18 protein-coding genes are annotated in these 24,790 nt (G+C 67.6%); 5 read left to right on the top strand and 13 right to left on the bottom strand.

What is annotated here, in order from left to right; all coding sequences use genetic code 11:
* Positions 1 to 73 (bottom strand): hypothetical protein (locus AC1RUS_RS06325; RefSeq protein WP_492914165.1); only part of this gene is annotated, 73 nt, incomplete at its 3' end.
* A gap of 544 nt (positions 74 to 617) precedes the next feature.
* Here AC1RUS_RS06325 and AC1RUS_RS06320 point away from each other — a divergent pair.
* The 3 genes from AC1RUS_RS06320 to AC1RUS_RS06310 are packed head-to-tail and all read left to right on the top strand — an operon-like array spanning position 618 to position 2,649.
* Positions 618 to 1,163 (top strand): transcriptional regulator, encoded by a 546-nt coding sequence (locus tag AC1RUS_RS06320; RefSeq protein WP_492914125.1) that lies wholly within the window; start codon positions 618 to 620, stop codon positions 1,161 to 1,163.
* A 50-nt stretch (positions 1,164 to 1,213) separates the two neighbouring features.
* A complete protein-coding gene (locus AC1RUS_RS06315; protein WP_492914123.1) occupies positions 1,214 to 2,428 on the top strand; it encodes an MFS transporter in 1,215 nt (404 codons plus the stop codon).
* A gap of 35 nt (positions 2,429 to 2,463) precedes the next feature.
* Entirely contained in the window at positions 2,464 to 2,649 is a 186-nt protein-coding gene (locus tag AC1RUS_RS06310) for a hypothetical protein (protein ID WP_492914121.1), read from the top strand.
* On the opposite strand, the gene AC1RUS_RS06305 is transcribed toward AC1RUS_RS06310, so the two are convergent.
* From AC1RUS_RS06305 to AC1RUS_RS06250, 12 genes are all read right to left on the bottom strand, one after another.
* Entirely contained in the window at positions 2,646 to 4,151 is a 1,506-nt protein-coding gene (locus AC1RUS_RS06305) for an ArnT family glycosyltransferase (RefSeq protein WP_492914118.1), read from the bottom strand. The genes AC1RUS_RS06310 and AC1RUS_RS06305 overlap by 4 nt on opposite strands.
* Complete coding sequence (locus AC1RUS_RS06300; RefSeq protein ID WP_492914117.1) at positions 4,148 to 5,347, bottom strand: glycosyltransferase; 1,200 nt, start codon at positions 5,345 to 5,347, stop codon at positions 4,148 to 4,150. Before AC1RUS_RS06300 ends, AC1RUS_RS06305 begins: the two co-directional genes overlap by 4 nt.
* A 209-nt stretch (positions 5,348 to 5,556) precedes the next feature.
* A complete protein-coding gene (locus AC1RUS_RS06295) occupies positions 5,557 to 6,759 on the bottom strand; it encodes a hypothetical protein (protein WP_492914115.1) in 1,203 nt (400 codons plus the stop codon).
* A gap of 21 nt (positions 6,760 to 6,780) precedes the next feature.
* Positions 6,781 to 7,107: a helix-turn-helix domain-containing protein gene (locus tag AC1RUS_RS06290; protein WP_492914113.1), complete on the bottom strand. Its 327-nt coding sequence runs from the start codon at positions 7,105 to 7,107 to the stop codon at positions 6,781 to 6,783.
* 257 nt (positions 7,108 to 7,364) lie between these two features.
* Entirely contained in the window at positions 7,365 to 9,185 is a 1,821-nt protein-coding gene (locus tag AC1RUS_RS06285; RefSeq protein WP_492914111.1) for an acetyl-CoA hydrolase/transferase C-terminal domain-containing protein, read from the bottom strand.
* Positions 9,182 to 11,275: a 3-hydroxyacyl-CoA dehydrogenase NAD-binding domain-containing protein gene (locus tag AC1RUS_RS06280; protein ID WP_492914109.1), complete on the bottom strand. Its 2,094-nt coding sequence runs from the start codon at positions 11,273 to 11,275 to the stop codon at positions 9,182 to 9,184. The genes AC1RUS_RS06285 and AC1RUS_RS06280 overlap by 4 nt, the downstream gene beginning before the upstream one ends.
* Positions 11,276 to 11,285: 10 nt before the next feature.
* Positions 11,286 to 12,569 carry an acetyl-CoA C-acetyltransferase gene (locus AC1RUS_RS06275; protein ID WP_492914107.1) on the bottom strand — a complete coding sequence of 428 codons (1,284 nt, stop codon included), beginning with the start codon at positions 12,567 to 12,569 and terminating at the stop codon, positions 11,286 to 11,288.
* On the bottom strand, positions 12,566 to 14,905 hold the full coding sequence (locus AC1RUS_RS06270) for an acyl-CoA dehydrogenase (protein ID WP_492914105.1): 2,340 nt from the start codon (positions 14,903 to 14,905) through the stop codon (positions 12,566 to 12,568). Before AC1RUS_RS06270 ends, AC1RUS_RS06275 begins: the two co-directional genes overlap by 4 nt.
* An 88-nt stretch (positions 14,906 to 14,993) precedes the next feature.
* Positions 14,994 to 15,320 (bottom strand): hypothetical protein, encoded by a 327-nt coding sequence (locus AC1RUS_RS06265; protein WP_492914103.1) that lies wholly within the window; start codon positions 15,318 to 15,320, stop codon positions 14,994 to 14,996.
* Between the two features lie 100 nt (positions 15,321 to 15,420).
* Complete coding sequence (rsgA, locus tag AC1RUS_RS06260; protein WP_492914101.1) at positions 15,421 to 16,491, bottom strand: ribosome small subunit-dependent GTPase A; 1,071 nt, start codon at positions 16,489 to 16,491, stop codon at positions 15,421 to 15,423.
* Positions 16,492 to 16,587: 96 nt separating this feature from the next.
* Positions 16,588 to 19,011, bottom strand: a complete 2,424-nt coding sequence (locus AC1RUS_RS06255) for a 2-hydroxyacyl-CoA dehydratase (RefSeq protein WP_492914099.1) — start codon at positions 19,009 to 19,011, stop codon at positions 16,588 to 16,590.
* Positions 19,011 to 20,267, bottom strand: a complete 1,257-nt coding sequence (locus AC1RUS_RS06250) for a CaiB/BaiF CoA transferase family protein (RefSeq protein WP_492914097.1) — start codon at positions 20,265 to 20,267, stop codon at positions 19,011 to 19,013. Before AC1RUS_RS06250 ends, AC1RUS_RS06255 begins: the two co-directional genes overlap by 1 nt.
* Before the next feature lie 171 nt (positions 20,268 to 20,438).
* On the opposite strand from AC1RUS_RS06250, the gene AC1RUS_RS06245 reads away from it, so the two are divergent.
* Together AC1RUS_RS06245 and AC1RUS_RS06240 are read left to right on the top strand one after the other, a co-directional pair.
* The gene (locus AC1RUS_RS06245) at positions 20,439 to 21,941 is read left to right on the top strand and encodes an alpha/beta hydrolase domain-containing protein (RefSeq protein WP_492914095.1); all 1,503 of its coding nucleotides are present in this window, start codon (positions 20,439 to 20,441) and stop codon (positions 21,939 to 21,941) included.
* A gap of 122 nt (positions 21,942 to 22,063) precedes the next feature.
* A complete protein-coding gene (locus AC1RUS_RS06240) occupies positions 22,064 to 24,745 on the top strand; it encodes a TonB-dependent receptor plug domain-containing protein (RefSeq protein WP_492914094.1) in 2,682 nt (893 codons plus the stop codon).
* The last annotated feature ends 45 nt before the right edge of the window (positions 24,746 to 24,790 follow it).

The following is a 24,790-nucleotide window of genomic DNA, read 5'->3' as shown; positions in this document are numbered from 1 at the left end:
CGTGACCGAAATCGGCGAAGCACGCCCCAGACACCAGGCCCACATAACCCGTGCCAATCATCGCTACGCGCATGGATCCCCCACTTCACCCGCCAACACACGGGACACAACAGTAGGTGGGTAGTTCGCGCACTTGCAGCGACAAGGCAAGTGACAAGCTTATTATTTCGACTTTGTGGTGTACTCGCTCAATCAGCCAGCACCGTTATCGTTAAGAGCGGCGACAATCACAGCAGGCGAACACATGTGTACGTAAATTTTCATCGACAAAGGACACTTGCATACACATTGAAGATGTTAATTTATAATAGCTTCATTCGGCGTCGAAACCGGTGAGCGCCCTCCATGCCATTCGGTCGTTCAGATGCACAGCGAAGAGAGCTGCGGAATGCGGCAACATATTTGACGATCTATGGTCTTGTTGTTTTCCGCTAAGACTCTGAAGCGGCCCGAAAATCTCGAAGACGCCTTTATCGTTCTAGTTGCGACAGGCTGGTAGGTTTCATCAAACTCCCAATAGGGCCGCTCACAGTATCGGCCTATTTCACAGTCATCGTACTAATTCATTGTAAGGGTTCCAGCTTGGCCTGTTACGGTCGGATTGGTAGATCAAGGTCATGATCCGCGATCTGGCCGTCGGGCGGGCGCTGCGGCGCTTTCGTCGTCTCAACGCCGTCAAGCAGGGCCACATGGCCGAGTTGCTGGCGGTGTCGCAAGGGACGGTCTCGCGTTGGGAAAGCGGCGCGCATGAACCGGAGAACATCCACCGCGAGCGGATCATCGCCATGATCGCGGCCCGGGCCGATCATCGCGGCGATACGGCGCTCAAGCGGCTGGTCGCCACGTCGTCCCTGCCCGTCCATCTGGTTTGTGACGCCACCCATCGCCTGCTGGCCGTGTCGCCGGCGCGCGCGGCGTCGTGGAACGTCGACGTCGGGGACTATCTGGGAATGTCGCTGTGGCGGTTCGCGAGCCCGGAGATCGCCTCGGCGGAAGACAGTCTGGCCGACAACGGCTGGTTCGAGCGTCCCTATCAGCGGCTGCGGTTCCAGACCGGCTCGAACCAGAGCGCCGAGATACCGGTCAAGCCGGGCCTGATGCAGTGGGAGACGATCCCGCTGGCCGACGGCCGCGTCGGCCGCCTGACCACGACCCTGGCCTGACGCATAAGTTTTTCGTGTCCTCCTCGGCCGCATCGCCCTAGTCACGGCGCATGATCCGTCCCTGGCCCAAGATCGTCGCGCTGTGGCTCATCGGCGTACTGGCCGCGGCCCAACTTCCCAAGCTCGCAGTGCTGGCGCCGACCTTGCGGCGGACCTTCGATCTTTCGCTGGCTCAGGTCGGCCTGCTGGTGTCGCTGCTCGAGATCGGCGGCGCGGTGTTCGGCGTCGTCGCGGGGCTGGCGCTGGGGCGCTTCGGAGGACGCCGCTTCCTGGTCATGGGTCTCGGCGTACTCGTCGCCGCCAGCCTCGTAGAAGCCATGACCTCGCAGGTGTCCATGCTTTTCGTCGCCCGCGCCATCGAGGGCGTCGGCTATGTTCTGGTGGTCATCGCCGCGCCAACCATGATCGCCGCCATCGCGACGGACCGTGATCGCGGCTCGGCCCTGGCGCTCTGGAGCACGTTCGTCGCGGTGGGCGTAGCGATCGGCAGCGGCGTAACCGGTCTGGCTTTGGCGATCACCAGCCCGCGCGGCGCCCTGTTGCTGTGGGCCGGGCTCTGCGCGCTTGGACTGGCCGCAGCGATGGGCCAACCGAAAGCAGCGCCCAACCGGACGAAGATGGTTCTGCCGCGCCCGGCCGCCTGGCTTCTGACCCTGGGCTTTGGCCTCTACACGGTCTTCATCTGCGCCATGACCATGTTGTTGCCGAGCTTCCTGATCGAACGGGTCGGCGCGACGCTGGCTGGCGCGAGCCTGGCGACGGGTCTGGTCTCGCTGGCCGCCCTGCCCGGCTCGGCGATCGCCATCCGCATCCTGCGCTCCGCGCCGCTCGACCAACGCCGGATGGCCATCGTGATCGTTCCCGCGCTTCTGGCGACGGCGGCGATCTCGCCCTTCGTCTTCCTGGGGCCGATGACCCACGCGACGATCCTGGTCGCCGGCGTCGCCGCCCTGGCGGTGATGCTGAGCGGTGTCGCATCGCCGTTGGTCTTCGCCCGCCTGCCGAACCTGGCCGGCGCCAGCACGCCGGACGATCCCAGGATCGCCGCCGCCAACGGCCTGCTGACGCAGTTCGGGGCTGGCGGCGCGCTGATCGGACCGCCTCTGGGCGGCCTCGTGGTTGGCCGTTGGGGGTGGCCAGGCCTGGGCGTGGCCCTTGGCGTTCTGGCCATCGCCATGCTGGTCACGCTGTTGGCGGCCGAACGTCTTGCCGCTGTGTCGACGTCGGCATCGCCAACCGCTCAGCCGAGAACCGATTTCGGGTAACGACGTTATCGATGCAGCCGTCAGCGGAGCCATCGATGGTCAACGACAATCGTCCACCGCCGAGATCTTCGGTCAAGGCGCGGCTGCTGGCCGAGGCCGACGACCTGGCCGCCGCCGCTCGCCTTGCCGATCACCCTCGCCGGGCGCGCACCTTGCGTCGGCTGGCCAAGCTGGCCCGCACCACCGCCGCGATCCTGAAACCCGTCCGCCCAACGTCCTAGCGGCCCGGCGCGCGCTCGTAGACGACCAGGCGCGAGCCCTTCAGCGGAACCACCTTCACGGGCCTGTAGGCGTGCTTGAGTTCGGCGCGAACGATGGAGACCACGGCGAAGCTGAAGTCGCGCGCGGCCGGTTCGTGATCGACGATGACGCTCGGCTTTCCGGCCAGGATACGCCGAACCTCCGTGGCCTGGTCGACGCCGATCGCGCCATGCTCGCGCAGCAGGTTTAAATGGCCCGCGAAGGGATAACGGGTCGGCAGGCAGGATCCGGTCAGGTGATAGAGCAGCGGATCGCCGTTCCAGACATAGAGGCATCCCTTCAGGCGGGGTCGGATGGCCTCGACCATGGCTGTCATTTCCGCCTGATGACCGCGCTTGAGCTGGGTCTTGCGCACGATCACCGCATTGGCGACGCCGCCGGAGACCAGCATCAACGTCGCCGCGACCAGGCCGAAGCGGCGGGGACGATAGGCGAACAACGGCGCGCAGGCGACCGCCAGCGGCGCGAACAGCGGCAGGGAGTAGTGGTCGAAATAGGTGCCGAACGCGATATAGCCGCCGATCGCGGCCGCCAGCCAAGCCAAGCAGAACCCGAAGGTCCTCGCCCCGCCCTCGAACCGTCGCCAGGGCTCGAGCAGCGCGGCCAGGGCCACGGCGAACAGCGGGATATGCAGCGCCTTCCAGGCTTTGGCCAGGCGGCGGAGCAACTCACCGGCCGGCGCTCCCGAGCGGTCGCCGATGGACAGGAAATTGGCGTAGAGGAACGCCTGACCGTGGCCCAGCGCCACGTACCAGATCAGGGCGACCAGGGTCGGCGCCAAGGCCAGCGTGATCCACAGCGCCGCGTCCTGGGCCAACCGGGCGGGCCAGCCGCTGGTCCGCCAGGAGGCCCACATCAGGGCCAGCCCCAGGAACACGCCTTCGAAGATGGCCGTGTACTTGATCTGCATCGCCAAGCCGATCAGGCCCATGGCGACGGCGCCCAGGCGTCGGATCTGGCCGGGGGTGACGCCCGGTCGCGTCACGGCGATCAGAGTGGCCAGGGCCGCGCCCGCCACGAACAGATTGTAGAATACCGGCGCCTGGCCGCCGGAACCACCGACCAGACCCAGCAGCAGAAGATAGATGACCCCGCCCACGGTGGCGGCGACGAGCCCGGCCATCGGCGCGGCCATGCGAGCGATCACTACGGCCGTACCGGCCGCGAAAAGGGTCGCGACGATCTGGTACTGCAGGATCCCATCGCCGCCGAGCAGGCGTATGCCGGCGAACAGCACGAACAGGCCCACCGGCTTGCGGTCCCAGATGTCCACATAGGGCAGCGCCCCGTGCAGCATCCGATCGCCGACCAACAGGTAGAAGTTCTCGTCCACATGGATCAGCGGATTGCCGAACTGGCAGCAGCGAATGGCGAAGGCCGCCAACAGCAAGATCAGGCTGACGACGACCCACCGTCGACGGCCGTTCAGCGCGGCGCGCCAGGTTTGGAAGGCCTCGGTCATCGGGCCGCACGCTCGGTCAGGGCGGCGAGGATGGCGCCCGCGCGGCGCACCGCCTTGGCCGGACGCCAGGTCAGGCGCTGGACCGCGCGATAGTTCCAGAAGGCTCCCAGCAGCGCGCCCGCCGCGCCGGCCGCGAACCACGGAACATCCAGCGCGTGCAGCCCCGCCCCTACGCCTTCGCTGACCACCGCCCCGCCCAGGCAGGCGACATAGAAGCTGATCAGGCCCTGCCAGAAGGCGGATCCATGCAGGCGGCGATCCCGGAAGGTCAGGCCGTTGTTGAGCAGGAAGTTCCAGCTCATCGCCAGCAGGATGGCGGCGCTCTGGCCCAGCCAGAACGGCGCGTCCGCCGCACTGAACGTCGCGAGGACCAGCAGGTGAACCGCCAGGCCGCTCAAGCCCACCGCGAGGAACTGGGTCATGCGCGCGGGCAATGCGCCTTGGGTGCGCTTCTCGACCAGCAGGGCCAGGAGATCAAAGACCACCCGCAGGTCCAGCTTGGACTCGCCGCCGACACGCGGCCGCAAGGCCGTCGGAACCTGCAGGACGCGAGGTCGGCGACGGTCGGAGGCGATGATGTCGATCAGGATCTTGAAGCCCAGACCCGACAGGTTGGGGCGCACCGAGGCGTACCAGGTCCGGCTCATCACGAAGCAGCCGCTCATCGGATCGGCCAAACGCAGGCCCAGCAGAAGGCCCGAGACCCGCACGCCAGCACGGCTGATCCAATGCCGATATCCGGCCAGCCCCGAACCGCCGCCGCCCAGATAGCGGCTGGCCACGATGACATCGAAAGGCGTACGGCTCATCCGGTCGACCATGCGGCCGACAAGGCGCGGATCGTGCTGACCATCGCCGTCCATGATCGCCAGAAGATCGCCTCGCGCGATGTCCCATCCGGCGATGGCGGCCGACGCCAGGCCGCCCGCGCCTTCGCGACGAAGCAGGCGTATCGCGGGATTGATCCTGGCCCGGGCGCGAACCACGTCGGCCGTGCGGTCATCGACAGAATCGTCGACCACGATGATCTCGTAGGGCGTGCCCGCCAGTTCGGCGCCCACGTCGTCCAGGACGCCGCCGATCGCCTCGTGTTCGTCGAGCGTGCAGATGATCACCGACACGCTGGGATAGGCTTGCGATACGGGCGCGACGGCGCGCAGCGCGTCGCGCGCGCCGTGTTCGAGGTGCAAAGTCATGGGTCGATCCAGACTGGCGATCGGCGCTGCGCCGTCGCGTGAAAGTGAAGCCCAAGCCGGCTTGGCGGTGAGCGGCGCTCCCCTGGCGAGGATTGATCGCCGACCACGTCGGACAGCGACTCCTCGAACCTACGATATCGCGTAGTTATATGTCTAGTTATTACTATATCTCATTGTCACGCGGACGCCTGTTGGATTGCGCGACGCCGTCAGCCGAAGGGATCGGCGCTATCGAAGAGCGATCCGGTGGCGACGGGCGCATGAGCCTCGCCGCCACCGTGAGGCGAACCGATCAGCAGGACATAGCCGTCCGACTTGCCGTCGCCGTTGAAGTCGATTTCGACCCGCTTGTCGGTGTGCGGATTGGTCGGGCCGAGGGCCGTCAGGACGCCGTCAGGGGCGGACACGATGACCAGGTCACCCTGCGCGCCCACCAGCCTGTCGCCCTCTTTCGCGTTGAAATCGAGGATCGTGCCCAGCAGGGTGTCGGAATGATCCATCACCACCGGAGCGGTGATCACGAAGGTGTCCGCGCCGGCGCCGCCGGAGGCCACCGCCTCGCCGGTCAGGACGATCCGATCATCGCCCGCCCCGCTTTCGAGCGTGTCGCGCCCGCCGCCGCCGATCAGCGTGTCGTTCCCCAGTCCGCCGAGCAGCCGCTCCGCGCGAGGGCCCCCGACCAGAAGATCGTCGCCGTCGCCGCCGTGGATCACCGCGGCCACCGCGATCGGCACGGCCTGGGGTTCAGGCGGCACCTCCGTGGAAACCGCCACCTGCGCGATCGAAGCCGGCTCCGCGACCCGCGCCGGCAGGGCGTCGGCGTCAATCTCGGCCGTCGGGGTCTGAACGACGCTCGCATGGGACGCCGGCTCATCGTCCTCGGAGGCCTGCGCCCTCGCTTCGTCCTGACCGTGGCCCGCCTCGTCCTCGGAGGACGGCTCGGCCGGCAAGGCGGTCTCCGCTTCGAGGTGGTGATCGGTGGCGGGCGACACCGTATCGCCAGGCGCCAGAGCCTCGGCGAACCGCAGCTGGGTTTCGAGAAAGGCGGCGATCGCCGCCAGGATGGCGACCTCGGGACCTGTCTGCGGCCGGAACGGCACCACGACGCCGCTGCGCTCGGGTTCGGGGCTCAGCCACTGGCCCAGCGCCTCGCGCAGGTTGTCGCCTCGGGTCACGACATCCTCGGTCACGAAGTGCACGATGAATTGATCGGCGACGCGGGCGACGTGCACCAGCACCTCGTCATCCTCGTTCATTACGGCGCACCATGGCGCGCCGTCATCGGTGGCGCCGTAGACGACCTGCAGGTTCTCGCCGCCGCCCAGCACCTTGTGCGTCAACGCCTCGAGGCGGCTGCGCTCGGACGCTGTCCATTGACCGCTGTCGCGGGCGAAGGAGAGGATGGTGCCCATGACGAAAGTCCGCCCGGCAGCCTAGGCGCTCGCCCGGCTGGACGAGGCCTGCGTCTCGAACAGCAGCCGGTACAGCTCGGGCTCGTAATAGGCCAGCAGCGTCCTGGCGAACTCGGTCGTATCCAGACCAACCGACTTGGCCCAGGCTTCCTGCATCTCGATCGGCAGGCGGCCGACACCGCTCTCGACCTGCGAAACGAAGGTGTAGTAGCGCAGCCCCACCCGTTCGGAGAGCTGAGCTTGGGTGAGCCCCGCCTGTTCGCGAGCCGACTTCAGCCAGCGGCCGGCTTCCTGCCGCAGCACCTTGGTTTGAGCGGCCTTGGCGGCGTCGGGGGCGGGTCTTGGCATGTCGTCTCCTGACCAAGGACATGGCCTGCTGGAAAATTCCTTCTCACCCAAAAACAGTAATTACACAACTTATTATCCAGCAACGCATTCTTGCTCGTCGCATAACGATGCGCGGCAAGCAATCCCCCTTTGACATCAGTTATAACTAGATGATTTAGTACACACCTCGCCGCCGGGACGAGTCCTGGAGACTCCTCGGCCCGCTCCCTTCCCCCCTCCGGCCGCGGACGGCTCGGCGGCGAGACCCGAACCTGCCCTTAGGAAGTCGCCGCGCCCCTCACGGCCAAGGCGGTCAGGCGATCACGCAGGGATTTGGGACGATCCAGGCCCAGGCGGCGCAGGCCGTCGGAAAACGGCCCAGCGCCCAGGCCCTTCCAAACCAGGCCCGCCAAGACGCGCGGATCGGCTTGCGCCGCCTTTAGGCGACCGAGCACCGGCAACAGGGCGCGTTCCTCCTCATCGAAATCCGAGCCGAACGGCAACAGGGGCGCGAGCCCCGCCGTCTTGGCCGGCGCCAGCGCGGCGGCGATGCGCTCCGGGGTGTTGTCGCGGAAAGCGGCCGGGATAACGTAGCCGCGCTCGATCTTGCCGGCGGCCTTCGCGGTCTCGAGAAGTTCGCCCTGAAAACGCGCGTCTGCGATGTTCAGCAGCGCCGCGATCACGTCACGGTCCGTACGGCCGCGCAGATCAGCGACGCCGTATTCGGTGATGACGATGTCGCGCAAATGGCGCGGGATGGTGCCGTGGGCGTAGGACCACAGCACGTTCGAACTGGCCTTGCGCCCCGCCCCGCGGACGGCGTCCAGGGTGATGATCGAGCGGGCGTCGTCCAGCGCGAAGGCCTGGGCGACGAAGTTGTACTGGCCGCCCACGCCGCTGACGACACGGCCGTCCTCCAGTCCGTCGGAGACCACCGCCCCTAGCAGGGTGACCATCATGGCGGTGTTGACGAAGCGCCCGCCCACCCGCGCGGCGCGCTTGGCGTCCTCGTCGCCGTAGAGCTCGTTGATGACCGAGATGGCCTTCATCTGGAATTTGGCGCGGTCCTCGCGCGGCATGTCACGCAGGGTGGCATAGAACGCGCGCGGCCCCAGGAAGAAGCCGCCGTGCAGCACCGCGCCGTCGACCTCGCGCTTGAGCACCCCGGCCTTCCAGAGATCCAGCAGGCAGTCGACGAACATCTCGGTGGCGGCGTAGAGCCCCTGCTCGAACGGCTCGACATGCGGGGGCGGCGATCCGGGCGACAGCCGCTCGAGGGTCTGGCGGAAGGCCTTGGGCTGGCTATGGCGGACAATTAGCCCTTGGGCGACCGCGTCGCTGATCGAACCGATGCCCATCTGCAGCGTGCCGCCGTCGGGAACCAAGCCGGCGGCGTGGAAGCCGATGGCGTAGTGGGCGTCGGTGACCGGCTCCTTGGGCGGGGCGAACAGCGGAAACTGCACGGCCTCGCCATCGAGAATGTCGCTGAAGGCCTCGGCCGGCAGGTCGCCGTCGCCCGGCATGAACGGCAGTTCGTCGTTCACCTGTCCCACCAGCAGGAAATCCGCCCTGCCCGCCTTCCTCGCGGCCAGCAGGTCGAGCGTGATGTCGGTGTTGCACGACAGGCTGAACCGCTCGCCCTCCCGCGCCACCATCTGGGCCAGGACATTGACCCCGCGATCCATCAGGTAGCGCGCCGCATGGGTGTAGTTGGCCGAGATGTACGAACGCTGGGCGCTCTGCACGCCCAGCCGCGTGCCGGCCTGGAAGAAGAACTCGTCGACCTGGATGTTTGACGGCAAGGCGTCGCGGCGCTGGACTTCGGCATAGGCCAGGGCTGGATAGCCGCCCATGGTCCGCGCGATCACCGGTCCCAGGAAAGCCGCCTCCAGATCCGACTTGGGCCTGGGCGGTTCCAGGGTCAGGGCCGAGAAGACATGAAGTTGGATCGACGGGTCGGCCATCGTCCTTGCGAACAGGGCGTTGGCGACGTGATTGGCCTTGCCCAGGCCCAGCGGCAGGCCCAGCACGATCTTGCGGCCGACCTTGTCGATGATGGCCTGGGCCAGTAGGTCGGGGTCAATGAAGCGGGCGGTCATCCCTCCAGCTTGGACCATCCCGCCGCCGGCTTGAAGCGCTCGCCGTACTGGGTCTCCAGTTCGGCCAGCCGCGCCTTCACCGCCTCGACGCCGCGCTGCTTGGCGTAGTGCAGCGGTCCGCCTCGGAACGGCGCGAAGCCGGCCCCGAAGATCATCGCCGCGTCGATGACGTCGGGATCTTCAGAGACGCCCTCGCCCAGCAGGGCCGCGCAGGTGTTGACCAGGGGCAGGATCAGGCGGTCAGCCATGTCCGGAGTCGGCGCGGGCGCGCCGTGCGCCTTCACGGCGTGGCCGTCCTTCCAGACATAGAGGCCTTCGCCGGTCTTCTTGCCGAGCTTCTTCTGCTCGACCTTGTCGCGCAGCCATTGCGGCGCGTCGGGCAAAGGCCAGTTCAGCTCGCGCTTGAGCATGTCGGCCACGGCCAGACAGATATCCAAGCCGACCTGGTCGGCCAGCTCGATCGGGCCCATCGGCATGCCGAAGGCCTCGGCGGCCTTGTCTATCGTCTCCTTGGCCACGCCCTCGTCGAGCATGGCCATGGCCTCGACGAGGTAGGGCGTCAGGGCGCGATTGACGATGAAGCCCGGCGCGCTCCTGGCCGGAGCCGGCAGGCGGTCGATGACGCCCACGAAGGCCCGGGCGGCGGCCTCGACCTGCGCGTCCAGGCCGTCATGGCGCACCACCTCGACCAGCTGCATGCGCGAGACCGGGTTGAAGAAGTGCAGGCCCACCAGCCGCTCGGGGCGTTGCAGGCCTTCGCGCAGGGTCTCCAGCGGAATCGACGAGGTGTTGGTGGTCAGGATCGCGCCCGGCTTCATCACCGGTTCGAGCTTGGCGTAGAGGCCCTTTTTCAGGTCGACCTTCTCGGGCGCGGCCTCAATGACGAGGTCGGCATGGTGCGCGCCTTCGCCCTTCAGGTCCGGCACGAGGCGGTCCAGCGCATCGCGCACCTTCAGCCGATCGTCATGGCCGATCTTGCCATAGAGGATCGCCGCCCGCTTGATCGCCCCGCCGATCGGCTCGGGCTTCACGTCGGTCAGGGTGACGGTCAGGCCGCTCCAGGCGCACCAGGCGGCGATGTCGCCGCCCATGGCCCCAGCCCCGATCACGTGGACATGGCGGATCTTCGAGCCGTCGCCGGCCAAACCCTTCAGCTTTTCCCGCAGGAAGAACACGCGGATCAGGTTCTGCGCCGTTTCCGACACCATCAGCCGGGCGAACGAGCCGATCTCGGCGGTCTTCATCGCCTCGAAGTCGCCGCCGAACTTTTCCCACAGGTCGATCAGAGCGTAAGGCGCGGGATAGTGGCTGGACGGCGCGGCCTTCTCGGCCTCGACACGCATGCGCTGGGCGGCGAAGCGGCGGGCCGGTGCGGAGTCCTTCAAGCGATCGATCAGGCTCTGGCCGTCGCTCTTCAACTGACCTCTCACCGCCGCCTGGATCGCCGCGCAGACGTGGCGTTCGGGCACGACGGCGTCGACCAGCCCCAGGGCCTTGGCCTTCTTGGCGGAGATGGTCTTGCCGGTCAGCATGAAGTTCATCGCCTGCAGCGGATCGATCAGCCGCGTGAACCGCGCCGTCCCGCCCAGGCCGGGATGCAGGCCCAGTTGCACCTCGGGAAAGCCGAACCGCGCGCCGTCGACGGCGATGCGGGTGTGACAGGCCAGAGCGACCTCCAGCCCGCCGCCCAGCGCGTAGCCGTGGACCACCGCGATGGTCGGGATGGTCAGCGCCTCCAGCCGGTCGGCGATGGCGTGGGCGCCGGACATCCGCTGTTCCACCTCGCCGACGTCATTGGCGCCGCGAAACTGCGAAACGTCCGCCCCGGCGATGAAGCCCGACGGCTTGGCCGAGCGGATCACCAAGCCCGCCGGACGATCGGCGTCGATGCGGTCCAGGATCTTGTCGAGCTCGAACAGCACCGCGTCGCTGAGGGTGTTTGCGCTGGAGTCGGCCTTGTCGAGCACGGCCCACATCAGGTTGTCGGCGTCGCGGGTGACGCGCCAGTGCTTGAGGGTCTGCTCGCCGGCGCTCTTGGGGCCCAGATCGATATCGCGCGGGGCGAGCAGGGTCAGGGTGCGGTCTTGCATGGCCATCTCCTCAGACCCGCTCGATCAGCATGGCGCCGCCTTGGCCGCCGCCGATGCACTCGGTGGCGATCCCGCGCTTCAGGTCGAGACGCTCCATGGCGTTGATCAGGTGCAGCACGATGCGGTTGCCGCTGGCGCCGACGGGGTGACCGAGGCTAACCGCGCCACCGTCGACATTGAGCCGCGCCCGGTCGATCGTCCCAGCCGCGCCGGGCAGGCCGAGGATCTCGCGGCCGAAGGCTTCGTCCTCCCAGGCGGCCAAGCAGGCCAGCACCTGGGCGGCGAAGGCCTCGTTCAGCTCCCACAGGTCGACATCGCCCAGCGAGAGGCCGGCCCGCTTCAGCAGAGCCGAAGACGACAGCACCGGGCCCAGGCCCATGATCGACGGGTCCAGCGCCGCCCATTCGCTGTCGACGATCACGGCGCGCGGCTTCAGGCCGTGTTTCTTGACCGCCTCTTCCGAGGCAAGGATCACCCATGAGGCGCCGTCGGTGATCTGCGAACTATTGCCGGCGGTGACCTTGCCGAACGGCTTTTCGAACACCGGCTTCAGGGTTGAGAGCTTCTCGACCGAACTGTCGGGACGCACCCCGTCGTCGTGGTCGAACACTGTGCCGTCGCGGGCGAAGGCGGGTTCGACCTCGCCGCTCAGCCAGCCCTCGGCCTGGGCCCTGGCCAAGCGCTTGTGGCTCTCTACGGCATAGGCGTCGGCGGCCTCTCTGCTGATGTCGAAATAGTGAGCCAGCACTTCGGCGGTCTGGCCCATTCCCAGGTCGGTGATCGGATCGGTCAGGCCGCGCTCCAGGCCGATGATCGGCTGCAACATGTCGGGCCGGAAGGCCGTGGCGACCTTGGCTTTGTCCAGCGGCGACTTGGCGCCTTGCAGGGCCGATAGCCATTCGACGGCCGACTGCTTGAGCACCAGCGGCGCATGGCTGAGCGCCTCGGCCCCGCCGGCCAGGATCAGGTCGGACGAGCCTTCGCGGATATAGCGGAACGCCGTGTCGATCGACTGCATGCCCGAGCCGCAGTTGATGGCCACCGTGAAGGCGGTCATCTCCGGTCCGCAGCCCAGGCGTAGGGCGGCGACGCGGGCCGGGTTCTGCTCGTCGGCGATGACGTTGACGCAGCCCAGGATCACCTGGTCGAAGGCGTCGGGCGCGAACGGCTGGCGCAGCAGCAGCGGTCGCCCGCACTGCACCGCCAGATCCACCGGCGTAAACGGACCTGGGCCAGCCTTGGCCTTCAGGAACGGAGTGCGCGAGCCGTCGATCACATAGACCGGACGGCTCACTGACGAACCTCGCCGAAGGTGCGGCTTTCCTCGAGATCGACAGCCGGCGGCTCCATGTCGTCGCCGTTGCTCTGGGCCCTCGCCCGCTTAGCGCTCACCACACCCGGCCGCGCCTGAGCAACAACCTGGGTGGCCAGGCCGTCATGGGCGAAGTCGTCGACCGCGATCACCTCGGCGACCGCCTTGTCGGCGGCCTCCAAGGCGGCGATTTCGTCCGATGTAACCATACCTTTCTCAACCCCGACCTTCCAGTCGCGGATCTTCTGGGCCTTCAGGCGATCGTGGATCGGCTGGGTCGCCACAACGCGGTTGAAGGCGTCGATCAGCTGGCCGACAGCCTCGTCCTTACCACCGACATAGACGTTCTCGACCAGGCGATCGCGGGTCTCGGACGGTTGCAGCAGCAGCTCGGCGCAGGCGCGGGTGACGCGGTCGGACGGTCCGCGGGTGTTCGCGCCGAACGGCAGGATCGCAGCCCGCAGCAGCCAACCGGCCAGTGGGTTGGGCAGGTTGTGGAACACCTCATCGAAGCGCTGCTCGATGGTGGCGAAGCCGCTGTCCATGCACCATTGCAGCAGCGGGAAGTCGGCGTCCTGGCGACCCTCGTCCTCCCAGCGCTTCAGGGCGCCCGACAGGAAGTAGAGCTCCGACAGGATATCGCCCAGCCGCGCCGACAGCATCTCCTTGCGCTTCAGCTCGCCGCCCAGGGTCAGCAGGGCGATGTCCGAAGCCAGCGCGAAGCCGGCGCTGTAGCGGCCCATCTGACGATAGAACCGGGTAGCGCGGCCCGCGTTCGGAACCGGCGACAGCAGGCCGTTGCTCCAGCTGCGGGCGAACGTGCGGATGCCGTTGCGAATGGCGTGGGCCACGTGCTTCCAGAACACTTCATCGAACTGGGCCAGACCTCGCTCGGCGTTGGCGTCGCCGATCGCCAGGATTTCCTGCAGCATGTAGGGGTGCGCCCGGATCGCGCCCTGACCGAACACCATCAGGCTGCGGGTCAGGATGTTGGCGCCCTCGACGGTAATGCCGACCGGGATGGCCCGATACTGCGCGCCCATATAGTTGCGCGGCCCCTCGATGATCGCCTTGCCGCCGTGCACGTCCATGGCGTCGTTGACGACGATGCGCATGCGCTCCGTCGCGCCGGACTTCAGCAGGGCCGAGATCACCGACGGATGCTTGCCCTGGTCCAGGCCCGCGCAGGTCAGGCGGCGCGCGCCGTCGACCAGATAGGCGTTGCCGGCGATACGGGCCAAGCGCTCCTGCACACCCTCGAACTTGCCGATCGGCACGTTGAACTGGCTGCGCACGCGGGCATAGCTGCCGGTGGTCAGGGCGCTGAACGCCGCCGCTGCGCCCGACAGGGCCGGCAAAGAGATGCCACGGCCAGCCGCTAGGGCCGTCATCAGCATCTTCCACCCCTGCCCCACGCGATCGACGCCGCCGATCACCAGGTCCATCGGAATGAAGACGTCCTCGCCCCAGTTAGGACCGTTCTGGAAGGTCTGGAACGCCGGCAGGTGACGGCGGCCGATGCTGACGCCCTGGGTGCCGGTCGGGACCAGGGCGCAGGTGATGCCGATGTCCTCGCGCTCGCCCAGCAGGTGGTCAGGATCGCGAAGCTTGAAGGCCAGACCCAGCACCGTGCAGACCGGTCCCAGCGTGATGTAGCGCTTGTGCCAATTCAGGCGGATGCCCAGAACGTCCTTGCCCTCCCAAGTCCCGCGACAGACCACGCCCTCGTCGACCATGGCCGAGGCGTCGGAGCCGGCTTCAGGGCTGGTGAGACCGAAGGCCGGAATTTCGCGGCCGTCGGCCAGTCGCGGCAGCCAGTAGGCTTGCTGCTGCTTGGTGCCGAACCGCATGATCAGCTCGCCCGGGCCCAGAGAGTTGGGCACCATGGCCGTCACCGCCGCCGACACCGAACGCGTCGCCAGCTTGCGGACGATCTCGGCGTGGCCGAAGGCCGAGAAGCCCAGACCGCCGTGTTCCTTGGGGATGATCATCCCGAAGAACTTGTTGTCCTTCAGGAACGCCCAGGCCTCCGGCGACAGGTCGCGAGTCTCCCAGGTCATCTCCCAGTCGTCGAGCATGGCGCAAAGCGTGTCGACCGGCCCATCAATGAAGGCCTGCTCGTCGGGACGCAGCTGCGGCTTGGGGAACGACAGCAGTTCGTTCCAGTCCGGATCGCCGGTGAACAGCGCCGCGTCCCACCAGACGTCGCCGGCGTCGACCGCGTCGCGCTCGGTCTGGGACAGGGCCGGCATCACGCCTTGCGCCCATTGGAAGATCGGCCGGGTGATGAGGTCCCGACGGAGTGAGAAGCTGGTCATGACGCGCGCCACCGTTACTGATGGGGGTCAAACGCTCTGCGCGCGGCATGGCTCCGGTTCAAATTTTGCTATCGGTGAACACCGGCCGCTAAGGCGCGTCGGCGTCGATTTCGCCGTTCCGGAATTCTTCCGCGCCTACGAAGGCGGCGCCATCTTCATCCAGAACCCATGCACCCAGGAAGGCGGCATGCGATGGGTCGACATCCTCGTCGATCAGATCGCCGTCATAGAGACCGACCGTGCTGAAGTCGAAGTCCAGCGACAACTGATGGGCCATGCCCACCATCTCCTCGGCCATCCGGCGTGAATAGCCCAGGGCTTCGCTCTCGTTGGAGAAGTCGTCGCTCAGGCTGCTGATTTCCACCGCCTCGCTGCCTTGGGTCGCGCTGGTCGTGACGATGGTGAAGGCGGGCATGGGCGTCTCTCTTGAATAAGGGACTCCCACCTAGGCCCGTTCGCTCAGGAATGAGCGCTAAATTCTGGAATAACTTCCGAGAAGGGCCGATGCGGCTCGATCAATCCCCGCCCCGCGCGTCCTTCTTGCTGGCGCGGTAGGCTTTCTGAAGTCCGGCCAGGCGGCGGCGTTCGGCGTCCTTGGCCAGGCGCTCGGCCTTGGCTTCGACGGCCGCCAGTTCGGCGCCCAGCTTCTGGAAGTGGGCCCAGCGGGCGGGGTCGAGCGCGCCGCTGTCCAGCGCCCCGCGCACCGCACAGCCGGGCTCCCCGGTGTGGCCGCAGTCGTTGAACTTGCAGGTCGCGATCAGCTGTTCGATGTCGTCGAACACCACCCCGAGGCCTTCCTCGGCGTCGATGAGGCCCACCTCGCGGATGCCCGGCGTGTCGAGGATCAAGCCTCCGCCGGGCAGCAGGACAAGCTGCCGATGACTCGTGGTGTGACGGCCATGGTCGTCGGTCTCGCGGATGGCCTGGGTCGCCATTCGGTCCTCGCCCAGGAAGGCGTTGACCAGGGTGGACTTGCCGACCCCGGACGAGCCGATCAGCACGCAGGTCTCGCCCGGCGCCACCTGGGCCAGCAGAGCGTCCAGGCCCTGACCCTGCCGGGCCGAGACCGTTAGCACCGGGCAGCCGGCGGCCAAGGCGGCGATCGCCTCGACCTGTCCTTGCGTATCCTCGGCGAGGTCGGACTTGGTCAGCACCACCACGGGCCGCGCGCCGCTTTGCCAAGCGGCGGCCAGATAGCGCTCGATCCGGCGCGGATTGAGGTCGGCGTTCAGCGACGTGACCACGAAGGCGACGTCGATATTGGCGGCGATCACTTGCAGCGTCTGCACGCTGTCGGCCGCCCGGCGCACGAAGGCGGTGCGGCGCGGCAGAACGGCGTGGACCGTCGCGGTGCGCTCGACGAGATCAGGCGACAGCACCACCCAGTCGCCCACGGCCGGATGGTCGGCTTCACGCGCCTCGTGAAACAGACGGCCCGAGGCCTTGGCGCGCAGCTCGCCGTCTTCGGTGACCACCTGATAGCCGTCGCGATGCTGGGCGACGACGCGTCCCGGGACGTGGCCGGCGCGTTCATGCTGCGCAAAGGCCTCGGCCAGCGCGCCAGACCATCCGTATTGCTTGATCAAGGCGCAGACTTCCACATCGCCAGCGCCCCATGGCGGCTCGCCCATCCTTTTAAGGCGGCAAGCCGGCGGCAGCCAGCGATCAGTGCGGCGACCGCGTCAAAGCTCAGGCCCCGCTCCGCCGACAACCGTCTCGAGGAACGTCGTCACGGCGGCCTCCAAGGCGTCGGCCTCAACGCTCATATTGCCCATCGGCAGGCGCAGCACCGGTATGCCGGCGCGTTCCAGGGCCTCCAGCACGAAGGGGTCGGCGTCGTCGATCGCCACAGCTCCGTGCACGCCGTGAGACTGGGCTTCCTTGACGTGCCAGGCGCCGGCCCAGGTGGGCATACGCAGCTCATCGCCCATGGTCACGAACCGCGCCGCCAGGGCCCGCATCGCGTCCGCCTCGCCCTCGAAATCGCGCAGATAACCGTCGGCCGCCAGGCCCAGATACATCGACCAAACGAAGACCGCGCCGTGGCTTTCCTCCCAGCGCTGATAAAAGCCCATATCGCTCCACAGGCCGCGCCCGACCCACATCAAGCGGATCCGCTCATTCGGACAGGCCGCCTCGCCGTCGGCCGCGCGCTGGGCGACTTCCTCGTAGAACCGCTTGGCCGCATCACGTCCCCACACCGTACCGCGATGCCATTGCGGGACCATGGTCGCGGGCATGGTGTCGGCGATGCCGGCGGGCGCGGGCCGGGTCGCCGCGATCAGGTCGCGGGTGCGGCGGTAATAGTCTTCCTGCTCGTTGACCAGGCGCATGACCTCGACGAAACGCGCCGGATCGAACCTGCGCCCCGTGAGAGCCTCCAGGCGCGGGATGCTGGCGGTCAGCTGGGCGGTCATCAGGTCCAGCCGCTCGGGTTCCAGCGCCTCATCCCAGCGCTCGGGCAGGTCCGACCACCAGGCGGTCGGCAGATCCCAGCGGCTGTCGATCGAGCGCTCGAAGACGAAGAGCTCGGCGCCCGTCTCCCGCGCCCAGGCCTCGTAGATCTTCGATCCGGCGTCCGAGCCGGGCACGACCGCCAGGATGTCGGGCTTGGGCAGCCCGCCCCACGGCGCATTGGCCGCGTCGGGATCCAGCGCCGCGGCTAGGCCCTGGGCGCTATAGTTCTCGACGTCGGCGGGATAGTCGGCGGCCTTCAGCAGGCCGGCGTAGTCGCGGCCGCGCTGCTTGGCGGCCACGATCGAGGCCCACCATTGATTGACCACATAGGGGATATCCATGGCCCGCAGGATTTCCTGCGGCGCATCGGCGTTGACCACCGCGAACGGACCGTCCGCCGCGCGCCGCTGGACGTCGGCGAACCAGTCGCGTTGCCAGGTTCCAAAGTCGGAGGTCGAGGCCAAGGCCTTGCGGCTGCGGCGGCCCGCCGTCTCCTTTGAAGGTTTGCTCGGCGTCGACGCGCCGGCGGCGGCAGGCCGGGCGACAGCCGGCTTCGGCTGGGCCAAGGACGGATCGTCAAAGAACGCGGCGAGCTGCGCCTCCAGCGCCTTGACCTGATCCTCGGTCGGACTGGGGCTGAGCTTCAAAGCCAGCATCGGCACGCCGATGGCGTCCAGCGCCTTGCGGCTGTCGCGGACATCCCACGGCGCGGATTCGTCACCAGGGAAGCGAATGTGGAGCACGGCTTCCGCGGCTCGTGCCTCGGCCTTCTCGGCCAGGGCTTTGGCGCGCGCAGCGCTCGACGCGGTGGGCAGGCTGGGCGCGGGCGAGCGCCAACGCTCGACCAGGGCGTCGAAGGGATCGAGGGTCTCATCGACATCCTGCTTGGCCCAGGGCTCGCCCCAGTCGTGATCCTCGCCGACGATCACGCAGCCGGCCGCCTCGATCACCGCATAGACCGCGGAGGTTTCGTGGGCGCCGCCGGTGACCAGCACGCGACGGCCCGCGAGCGGCGCGCCGGTCGAGACGACATCGGCGATCAAGGCCTCGGCGGTTTCGGTCGGCGACCGCGAGACCGCGCGGATCAGCTCAAGCGCCTGGACGCCGTTCAGCCGGGGTTGAGGCTCGGTGCGCAGGCTGAGCACCCGGCGGAGACGCGCGCGTCGGACGTTGGCGTCGCGGATCTCGGCGGTTAGAGCCTCCGGAGTGATGGGTCGTCCCGCCAGCCCCTCGAGCCAGGCCTTGAACTGGTCAAGGCGCGCGCGGTTGTACCGGCCTGTTTCGGCTCCCTGGCCATGCAGCGCGTCGACATAGGCGACCGGCTTGCCCACGCCCCGGCCAAGGCGCGCGAGTTCTCGCAGCACGGCGAACAGCTGGGCGTCCTCGACGCAGCCATGGGCGATGGCGACGCCGACGAACAAGGGATCCGTCGTCAGCCGCGTCAGCAGCGCCGTGGAGCGTGGCGACTGGCCAGGAAACTCCGCGCTGCGCGACGCGGTGTCGGCGGACAGGCGATAAGGCAAAAGCCCCGCCGCCCTGACCAGCTCGGCCGGAATATCGACGCCGACCTGGGCCAGCACCAAGCCGCCCGCCGCATGGTAGGCGCGCACGGCCGCCTCGACGGCGTGGCGCGGGACGTCCAGATCCATCAGATGGCCCCAGCCTGGGTCAGGTCGCGGATACGCTCTTCCGAATAGCCCAGCAGGTCGCCGAAGATCTCGGCGTTGTGCTGGCCGATCTCGACGGGCAGCACCTTGTCGAAGCCGGTCCGTCCCTGCGAGAACTGGATCGGCACGCCAGAGGTCATCAGGCCATCGTCGCGCGGATAGGACGGATGGGCCACCGCCACTGTCTCGCCGCGCGCCACGACGCGCGGATCGTTCAGCCCCTCGGCGGGACGGCGGACCGGCGCGGCGGGCACGCCTTCGGCCTCCAGGCGGCGCACGACCTCGGCGGTCGGCAGTTGGCTGGACCAGGCCTCGATCCTGGCCTCCAGGTTCGCGGCGTTGGCGACGCGACGGTCGCGCGAGGCGTAGCGCGGATCGTCGCTCAACTCGGGCTCTTCCATGGCGCGGAACAGGCCGCGCGCCAGGCCTTCGTGCACGGCGACGATCGAGACATAGCCGTCCGCGCAACGGAAGACACCGAACGGCGACAGGCGCTGTACGGTAAGGCCCGTGCGGGCCTCCATGCCGGCCATGGCCATGGCCTGCCAGTTCTCGATGGCGACGAACGAGGTCAGGGCCCCCAGCATCGAGACGTCGACCTGCTGTCCAAGGCCCGTCTTCTCGCGATGGGCCAAGGCGGCCAGGATGCCGATGACGCCGAACATCGGCGCCAGCATGTCTGCCATCGGAATACCGATCCGCACCGGCGGCTCATTAGGTCCGCCGCTGGTGTACATGGCTCCGCTCAGCGCCTGGATCAGCACGTCCATGGCCTTGCTGCCCTCGGCCACGTCGGCGCCGAAACCGCTCAGCGAGCAATAGATGATCGCGGGATTGGCGGCCCGCGCGGCGGCGTAGCCCACGCCCAGCCGGTCGGCCGTGCCGCTGGTGAAGTTCTCCACCACCACATCGGCGTTGCGCACCAGATCGGCGAACACCTCGCGGGCCTGGGGATGCTTGAGGTTCAGGCTGACCCCATGCTTGCCGCGCGCCCGGGTCAGGTGCGAGATCGAAAGATCGTCCTCGTGGCGCTTTTCGACGCCGACGCCGTCACGGCCCACATAGGGACTGTTGTCGCGCGCCAGGTCGCCGCCGCGCGGGTCCTCGACCTTGATCACCGTCGCCCCCAGCCCCGCCAGCAGCAGGGTCGCATAGGGTCCCGCCAAGGCTCGCGTCAGATCGATGACGCGCAGGCCTTCGAGCGGACGGGGAGACGGAGCGGCTGCGGAATCGGTCACGAATTCACCTGAAGATGACGACTGGAAAGCGAGCTCCGACAGCGATATGTCGGAAAACCCAATTCAGCATGTCAATAAATCGTTTGTGTCGCAAACTATTTATTGACGAGATGGCGAAGGCGCGATCAGGTGGCGGCAACGGCGGTCAACGCCGGCTTTTGGAGGAACGCCATGTCGTCGTCGGGCCGATCCGTCGCTGCGCCCCTGGTTGCGATGCTGCTCTGCGCCTCCGCCTTGTCTTCGGCCCAGGCCGCGTCGCTGGACAAGGTCTGGCCGGCCCCCGCCGCCACGCCCGCCTCGCCGATCTACAGTGATCCCGCGCCGCCCGGTTCGGCCGCTGAAGCCGAGCTTACGGCTCGCGGCTTTGTTCGCGAAGAGCGGTTCCTGTCCGGCCGCGCCGACGTCTATCGCTATGACCCTGAGGGCAAGGCCGTCGTTGAGCGCCGGGATGTTCCGTACGTCACGCGACTGGTGGTGATCCGCCCGCGCGACCCGGCTAGGTTCAGCGGCCGCACGCACCTGATCGCCATCCATCCGATGTCGTCCGAGACGCCCTGGGCCTGGATCAGGACCTATGTGCTGGCGCACAACGACGCCTTCGTGGCGGTGATGGCCGGCGGCGACGGTCCCTCGCGCGCCGCGACCAAGGACGGCAAGCCCGTCTCGGCGCCCCTGGTGCTCAAGCCGTTCAATCCGCAGCGCTACGCGCCGATCGACTGGCCCGACGAGGACGGCGTGCGCTGGGACGCGTTCGCCCAAACCGCCGAGGCGATCAAGCGCGGCCAGGTGCTGGGGGATCTCAAGACTCGTCGCCTATTCGCGTCGGGCTGGTCGTTCACGGGCAGCTTCCTGCGCACCTTCATCAACGAGGGCTTCCACGATCGCGCTCGAGACAAGGCCGGTCGCCCCTGGATCGATGGCTATCTGATCGGCATCTCCTCAGGCGGCTTTCGCTCAGGCTACGTGGCGCTGAACGCCGCCGAGCCGGTGCGTCCTGTCGGCGATCCGGTGCGCACGACACGCTCGATCGACGTCCCGGTCATTGAGCTGATGAGCGAGAACGAGGCGGTCACCAACACCAACCCTCAAGCGCCCGAGAGCGACGCGCCGGGCAGCCGGCATCGGCTTTATGAGCTGCCCGGCCTGTCCCATGGCGACGGGCTGCGCGACGATGATCGCCCGCGCGTGCCGACTGACGGCTGTCCCTATGCCGCCAGCGACGTACCGATCGGCCACTTCGCCCACGCGGCGCTCGAGAACATGGACAGCTGGTTGTCCGGCGGCCCTGCCCCGCCGCATGCGGAACGTCTGTTGACCGACCCCGCGATCGGACGATCGCTGAAGGATCCGGTCGGCAATCCGAGGGGCGGCGTTCGCGCCGCCCAGCTGGACGCGCCGCTGGCCACCTATGTCGAGCCTGGCGTGGAAACCGGTTGCGCCCCGCGCGGCGGCCCCGGCGGCGGCTATCTGGGCGTCAAGCGCATCCCCCTGAGCGCCGAGGTCCTGGCGCGGCTCTATCCCGAGGGCGAGACGCAGTTCCTGACCCAGTTTCGCGCCCGGCTCGACGCGCTGGTCAAGCAGCGCTGGCTGTTGACGCCGGACGCCGAGGTCCAATGGCGCAACGCCAAGGCCTATGCGGACGAAGCTTTCCCCAAGGTCAAAAAACCGACTTGAACAAATATAGTTTGTCTTACATACTATTTTACAGCGAACGATTTTAAGTTCCACATAACAAGGATGACTCGCCGCAACGCCGGATGGGTCACGGGAGGGACGCTATGAAGACCATACATTCCATGTCACGCGCCTGCGCCTCGAGCCTGGCCCTGACTGCCGCGCTCTGGTCGGCGGCTTCGGTCGCCCAGGCCCAGACGACGCCGGTCGAGGACACCACCGTGACCGAGGTCGTCGTCACCGGCACGAGCATCCGCGGCGTCGCGGCCGCCGGCTCGCCGACGGTCGGCGTCGACCTGCAGCAGATCAAGGCAAGCGGAGCCAGCAGCATCAGCGACGCCACCCGCATGCTGCCCCAGGTGCTGAACCTCGGCGCGGACGAGAGCCGCAGCACCTTCACGGGCGGCGCGCAGGACGCCGCCGCCAACGCCACCGCCGTTCGTAGCGTCAATCTCCGCGGCATCGGGCCGGAAGCCACCCTGCTGCTGCTGAACGGCCGCCGCCTGGCTCCCAACGGCATCATCAAGGCCCTGGGCGACCTCGACCAGATCCCCGCCTCAGCCATCGGCCGCATCGAGGTGGTCACAGACGGCGCCTCGGCGATCTACGGCTCGGACGCCGTGGCCGGGGTCGTCAACCTGATCACCCGCCGCCCCTTCGACGGGGCCGAGACCACCCTGCGCTACGGTTTCGCCGACGATGTCGAGCAGAAGCAGTTCAGCCAGACCTTCGGCAAGACCTGGGACGGCGGCGGACTGTTCTTCTCGTTCGAGCACAATGATCGCGGCCATCTGTCGGGCGCGGACCGCGACTTCGCCAGCCAGAACCGCACGGCCCGTGGCGGCACGGACGCCCGCCCCTTCACGGCGGCTCCGGGCAATATCGTCATAGGCGGCGTGCGCTACGCCCTGCCGAACACCAATGGCGTGGGCGTGACGCCGGGCGCGCTGGTGGCCGGCACGGCCAATCGCTACGATGAAGCCGCCTATGCCGACCTGCTGCCCAAGCAGAACCGCAACACCGTCCTCTTCAACATCCGCCAGAATGTCGATGAGAACCTGGAGGTCTGGTACGAGGGCTTCTACACCCGCCGCAAATACGACTTGGCCGCGCCGCCGGCCCTGTTTAGCCTGACGGTGCGCAACACCAATCCCTGGTACGTCTCGCCCGCCGGCCAGACCTCGGAGACGGTCGAGTACCGCCTGACCGACGACCTGGACCCCAACTCGACCGGCTTCGAGAACGCCCAGCAGAACGCCATCGGCTTCAATTTCGACGTCGGCGGCCAGTGGCGCCTGTCGGCCTATATCGACCACAGCATGAGCCGCGGCTTCCAGGATCGTAAGAACGTCCTCAACAACGCCGCCCTCACCGCGGCCCTGGCCAGCAGCAGCACGGCGACGGCGTTCAACCCGTTCGGCAACGGCACGTTCAATCGCAGCAACAACGCCGCCCTGCTCGACATCATCGACGCCAACCGCGCGACCTGGGGCACCAACATCGCCCAGGACTATTCGATCAAGGCCGACGGACCGCTGTTCAACCTGCCGGCCGGCGCGGTGCGCGTGGCCTTGGGCGCGGAGTATCACAACAACACCTTCAAGCAGACGCTGGAGGCCACGAACGTCCAGGCCAGCGGCGCGGCCACATACAAGATCATCCAGAACCGCCGCAACATTCACTCGGTCTATGGCGAACTGTTCGTACCGCTGGTCAGCGGCTCCAACGCCCTGCCCGGCGTACAGCGCCTGGAGCTGTCGCTGGCCGGTCGCCGCGAGGAATATTCCGACTTCGGCACGACCAGCAATCCGAAGATCGGCCTGATCTATTCGCCGGGCCTGGACCTGACGGTGCGCGCCACCTACGGCACCTCGTTCCGCGCGCCGTCGCTGGTCGACAGCTCCGACCAGATCAAGAACATCTTCATCCAGAACCTGACCGACCCCACCTCATCGACGGGCGTGACGCGCGGCGTCTTCACCAACGGCGGCAACAGCCAGTTGGGTCCGGAAAAGGCCAAGACCTGGTCGGCCGGCCTGGACTGGAAGCCGCAGGCGATCGACGGCCTGCAGGTCTCGGCCACGTGGTACAAGATCGTCTACGACAACCGCATCGACGTGCCGCCGACCACCGCCCTGACCAACGGCTCGGTCTATGCGGCCTATTTCATCCGTCGTCCGGCCGCTTCGGACGCGGCGGCCACCGCCGCCTTCGACGCCCTGGTCGCCCAGGCCATGGCCAGCACCGACCTGCAGAACCCGGTCGAGCCGGTGTCCAACATCAACGTCCTGCTGGACGGCCGCCGCCAGAACCTCGGCAAGCTGGACCAGCGCGGCTACGACCTGTCGATCAGCTACGACTTCCCCACCGCCATCGGCGACTGGAAAGTCGGGACCGACATCGCCAAGATCACCAAGCTGGAACGCAAGAGCGCCGCCGCCTCGCCCTGGATCGACGTGCTCGACACCTTCGGCAACCCGGTCGACCTGCGAGTGCGCGGCGCGCTGGGATGGCGCAAGGGCGGGGCTTCGGCCAACCTCTTCGCCAACTATGTCGACAGCTACAAGAACACCGCCATCACCCCCAATGTGAAGGTCAAGAGCCAGACCACCTGGGACGCTACGGCCTCCTATGTGTTTGGTGACGACTCCGCCTGGGGCAAGGGCGTGCGGATCTCGGCCAACGCCATCAACCTGTTCGACAAGGATCCGCCGATCGTCATCAACGGCACCTCCTCGTGGGACAGCCAGAACGCGTCAGCGATCGGCCGCTTCATCTCGCTGGAAATCTCCAAGGCCTGGTGACCCCTATTTCTCCCCTCGGACAACTGACGGCGGATCGACCCTTCG

This window comes from Caulobacter sp. GW821-FHT10F06 (assembly GCF_058809215.1).
Note: the sequence above shows the minus strand (reverse complement) of the source record. Positions and strands in the feature narration are given on the sequence as shown.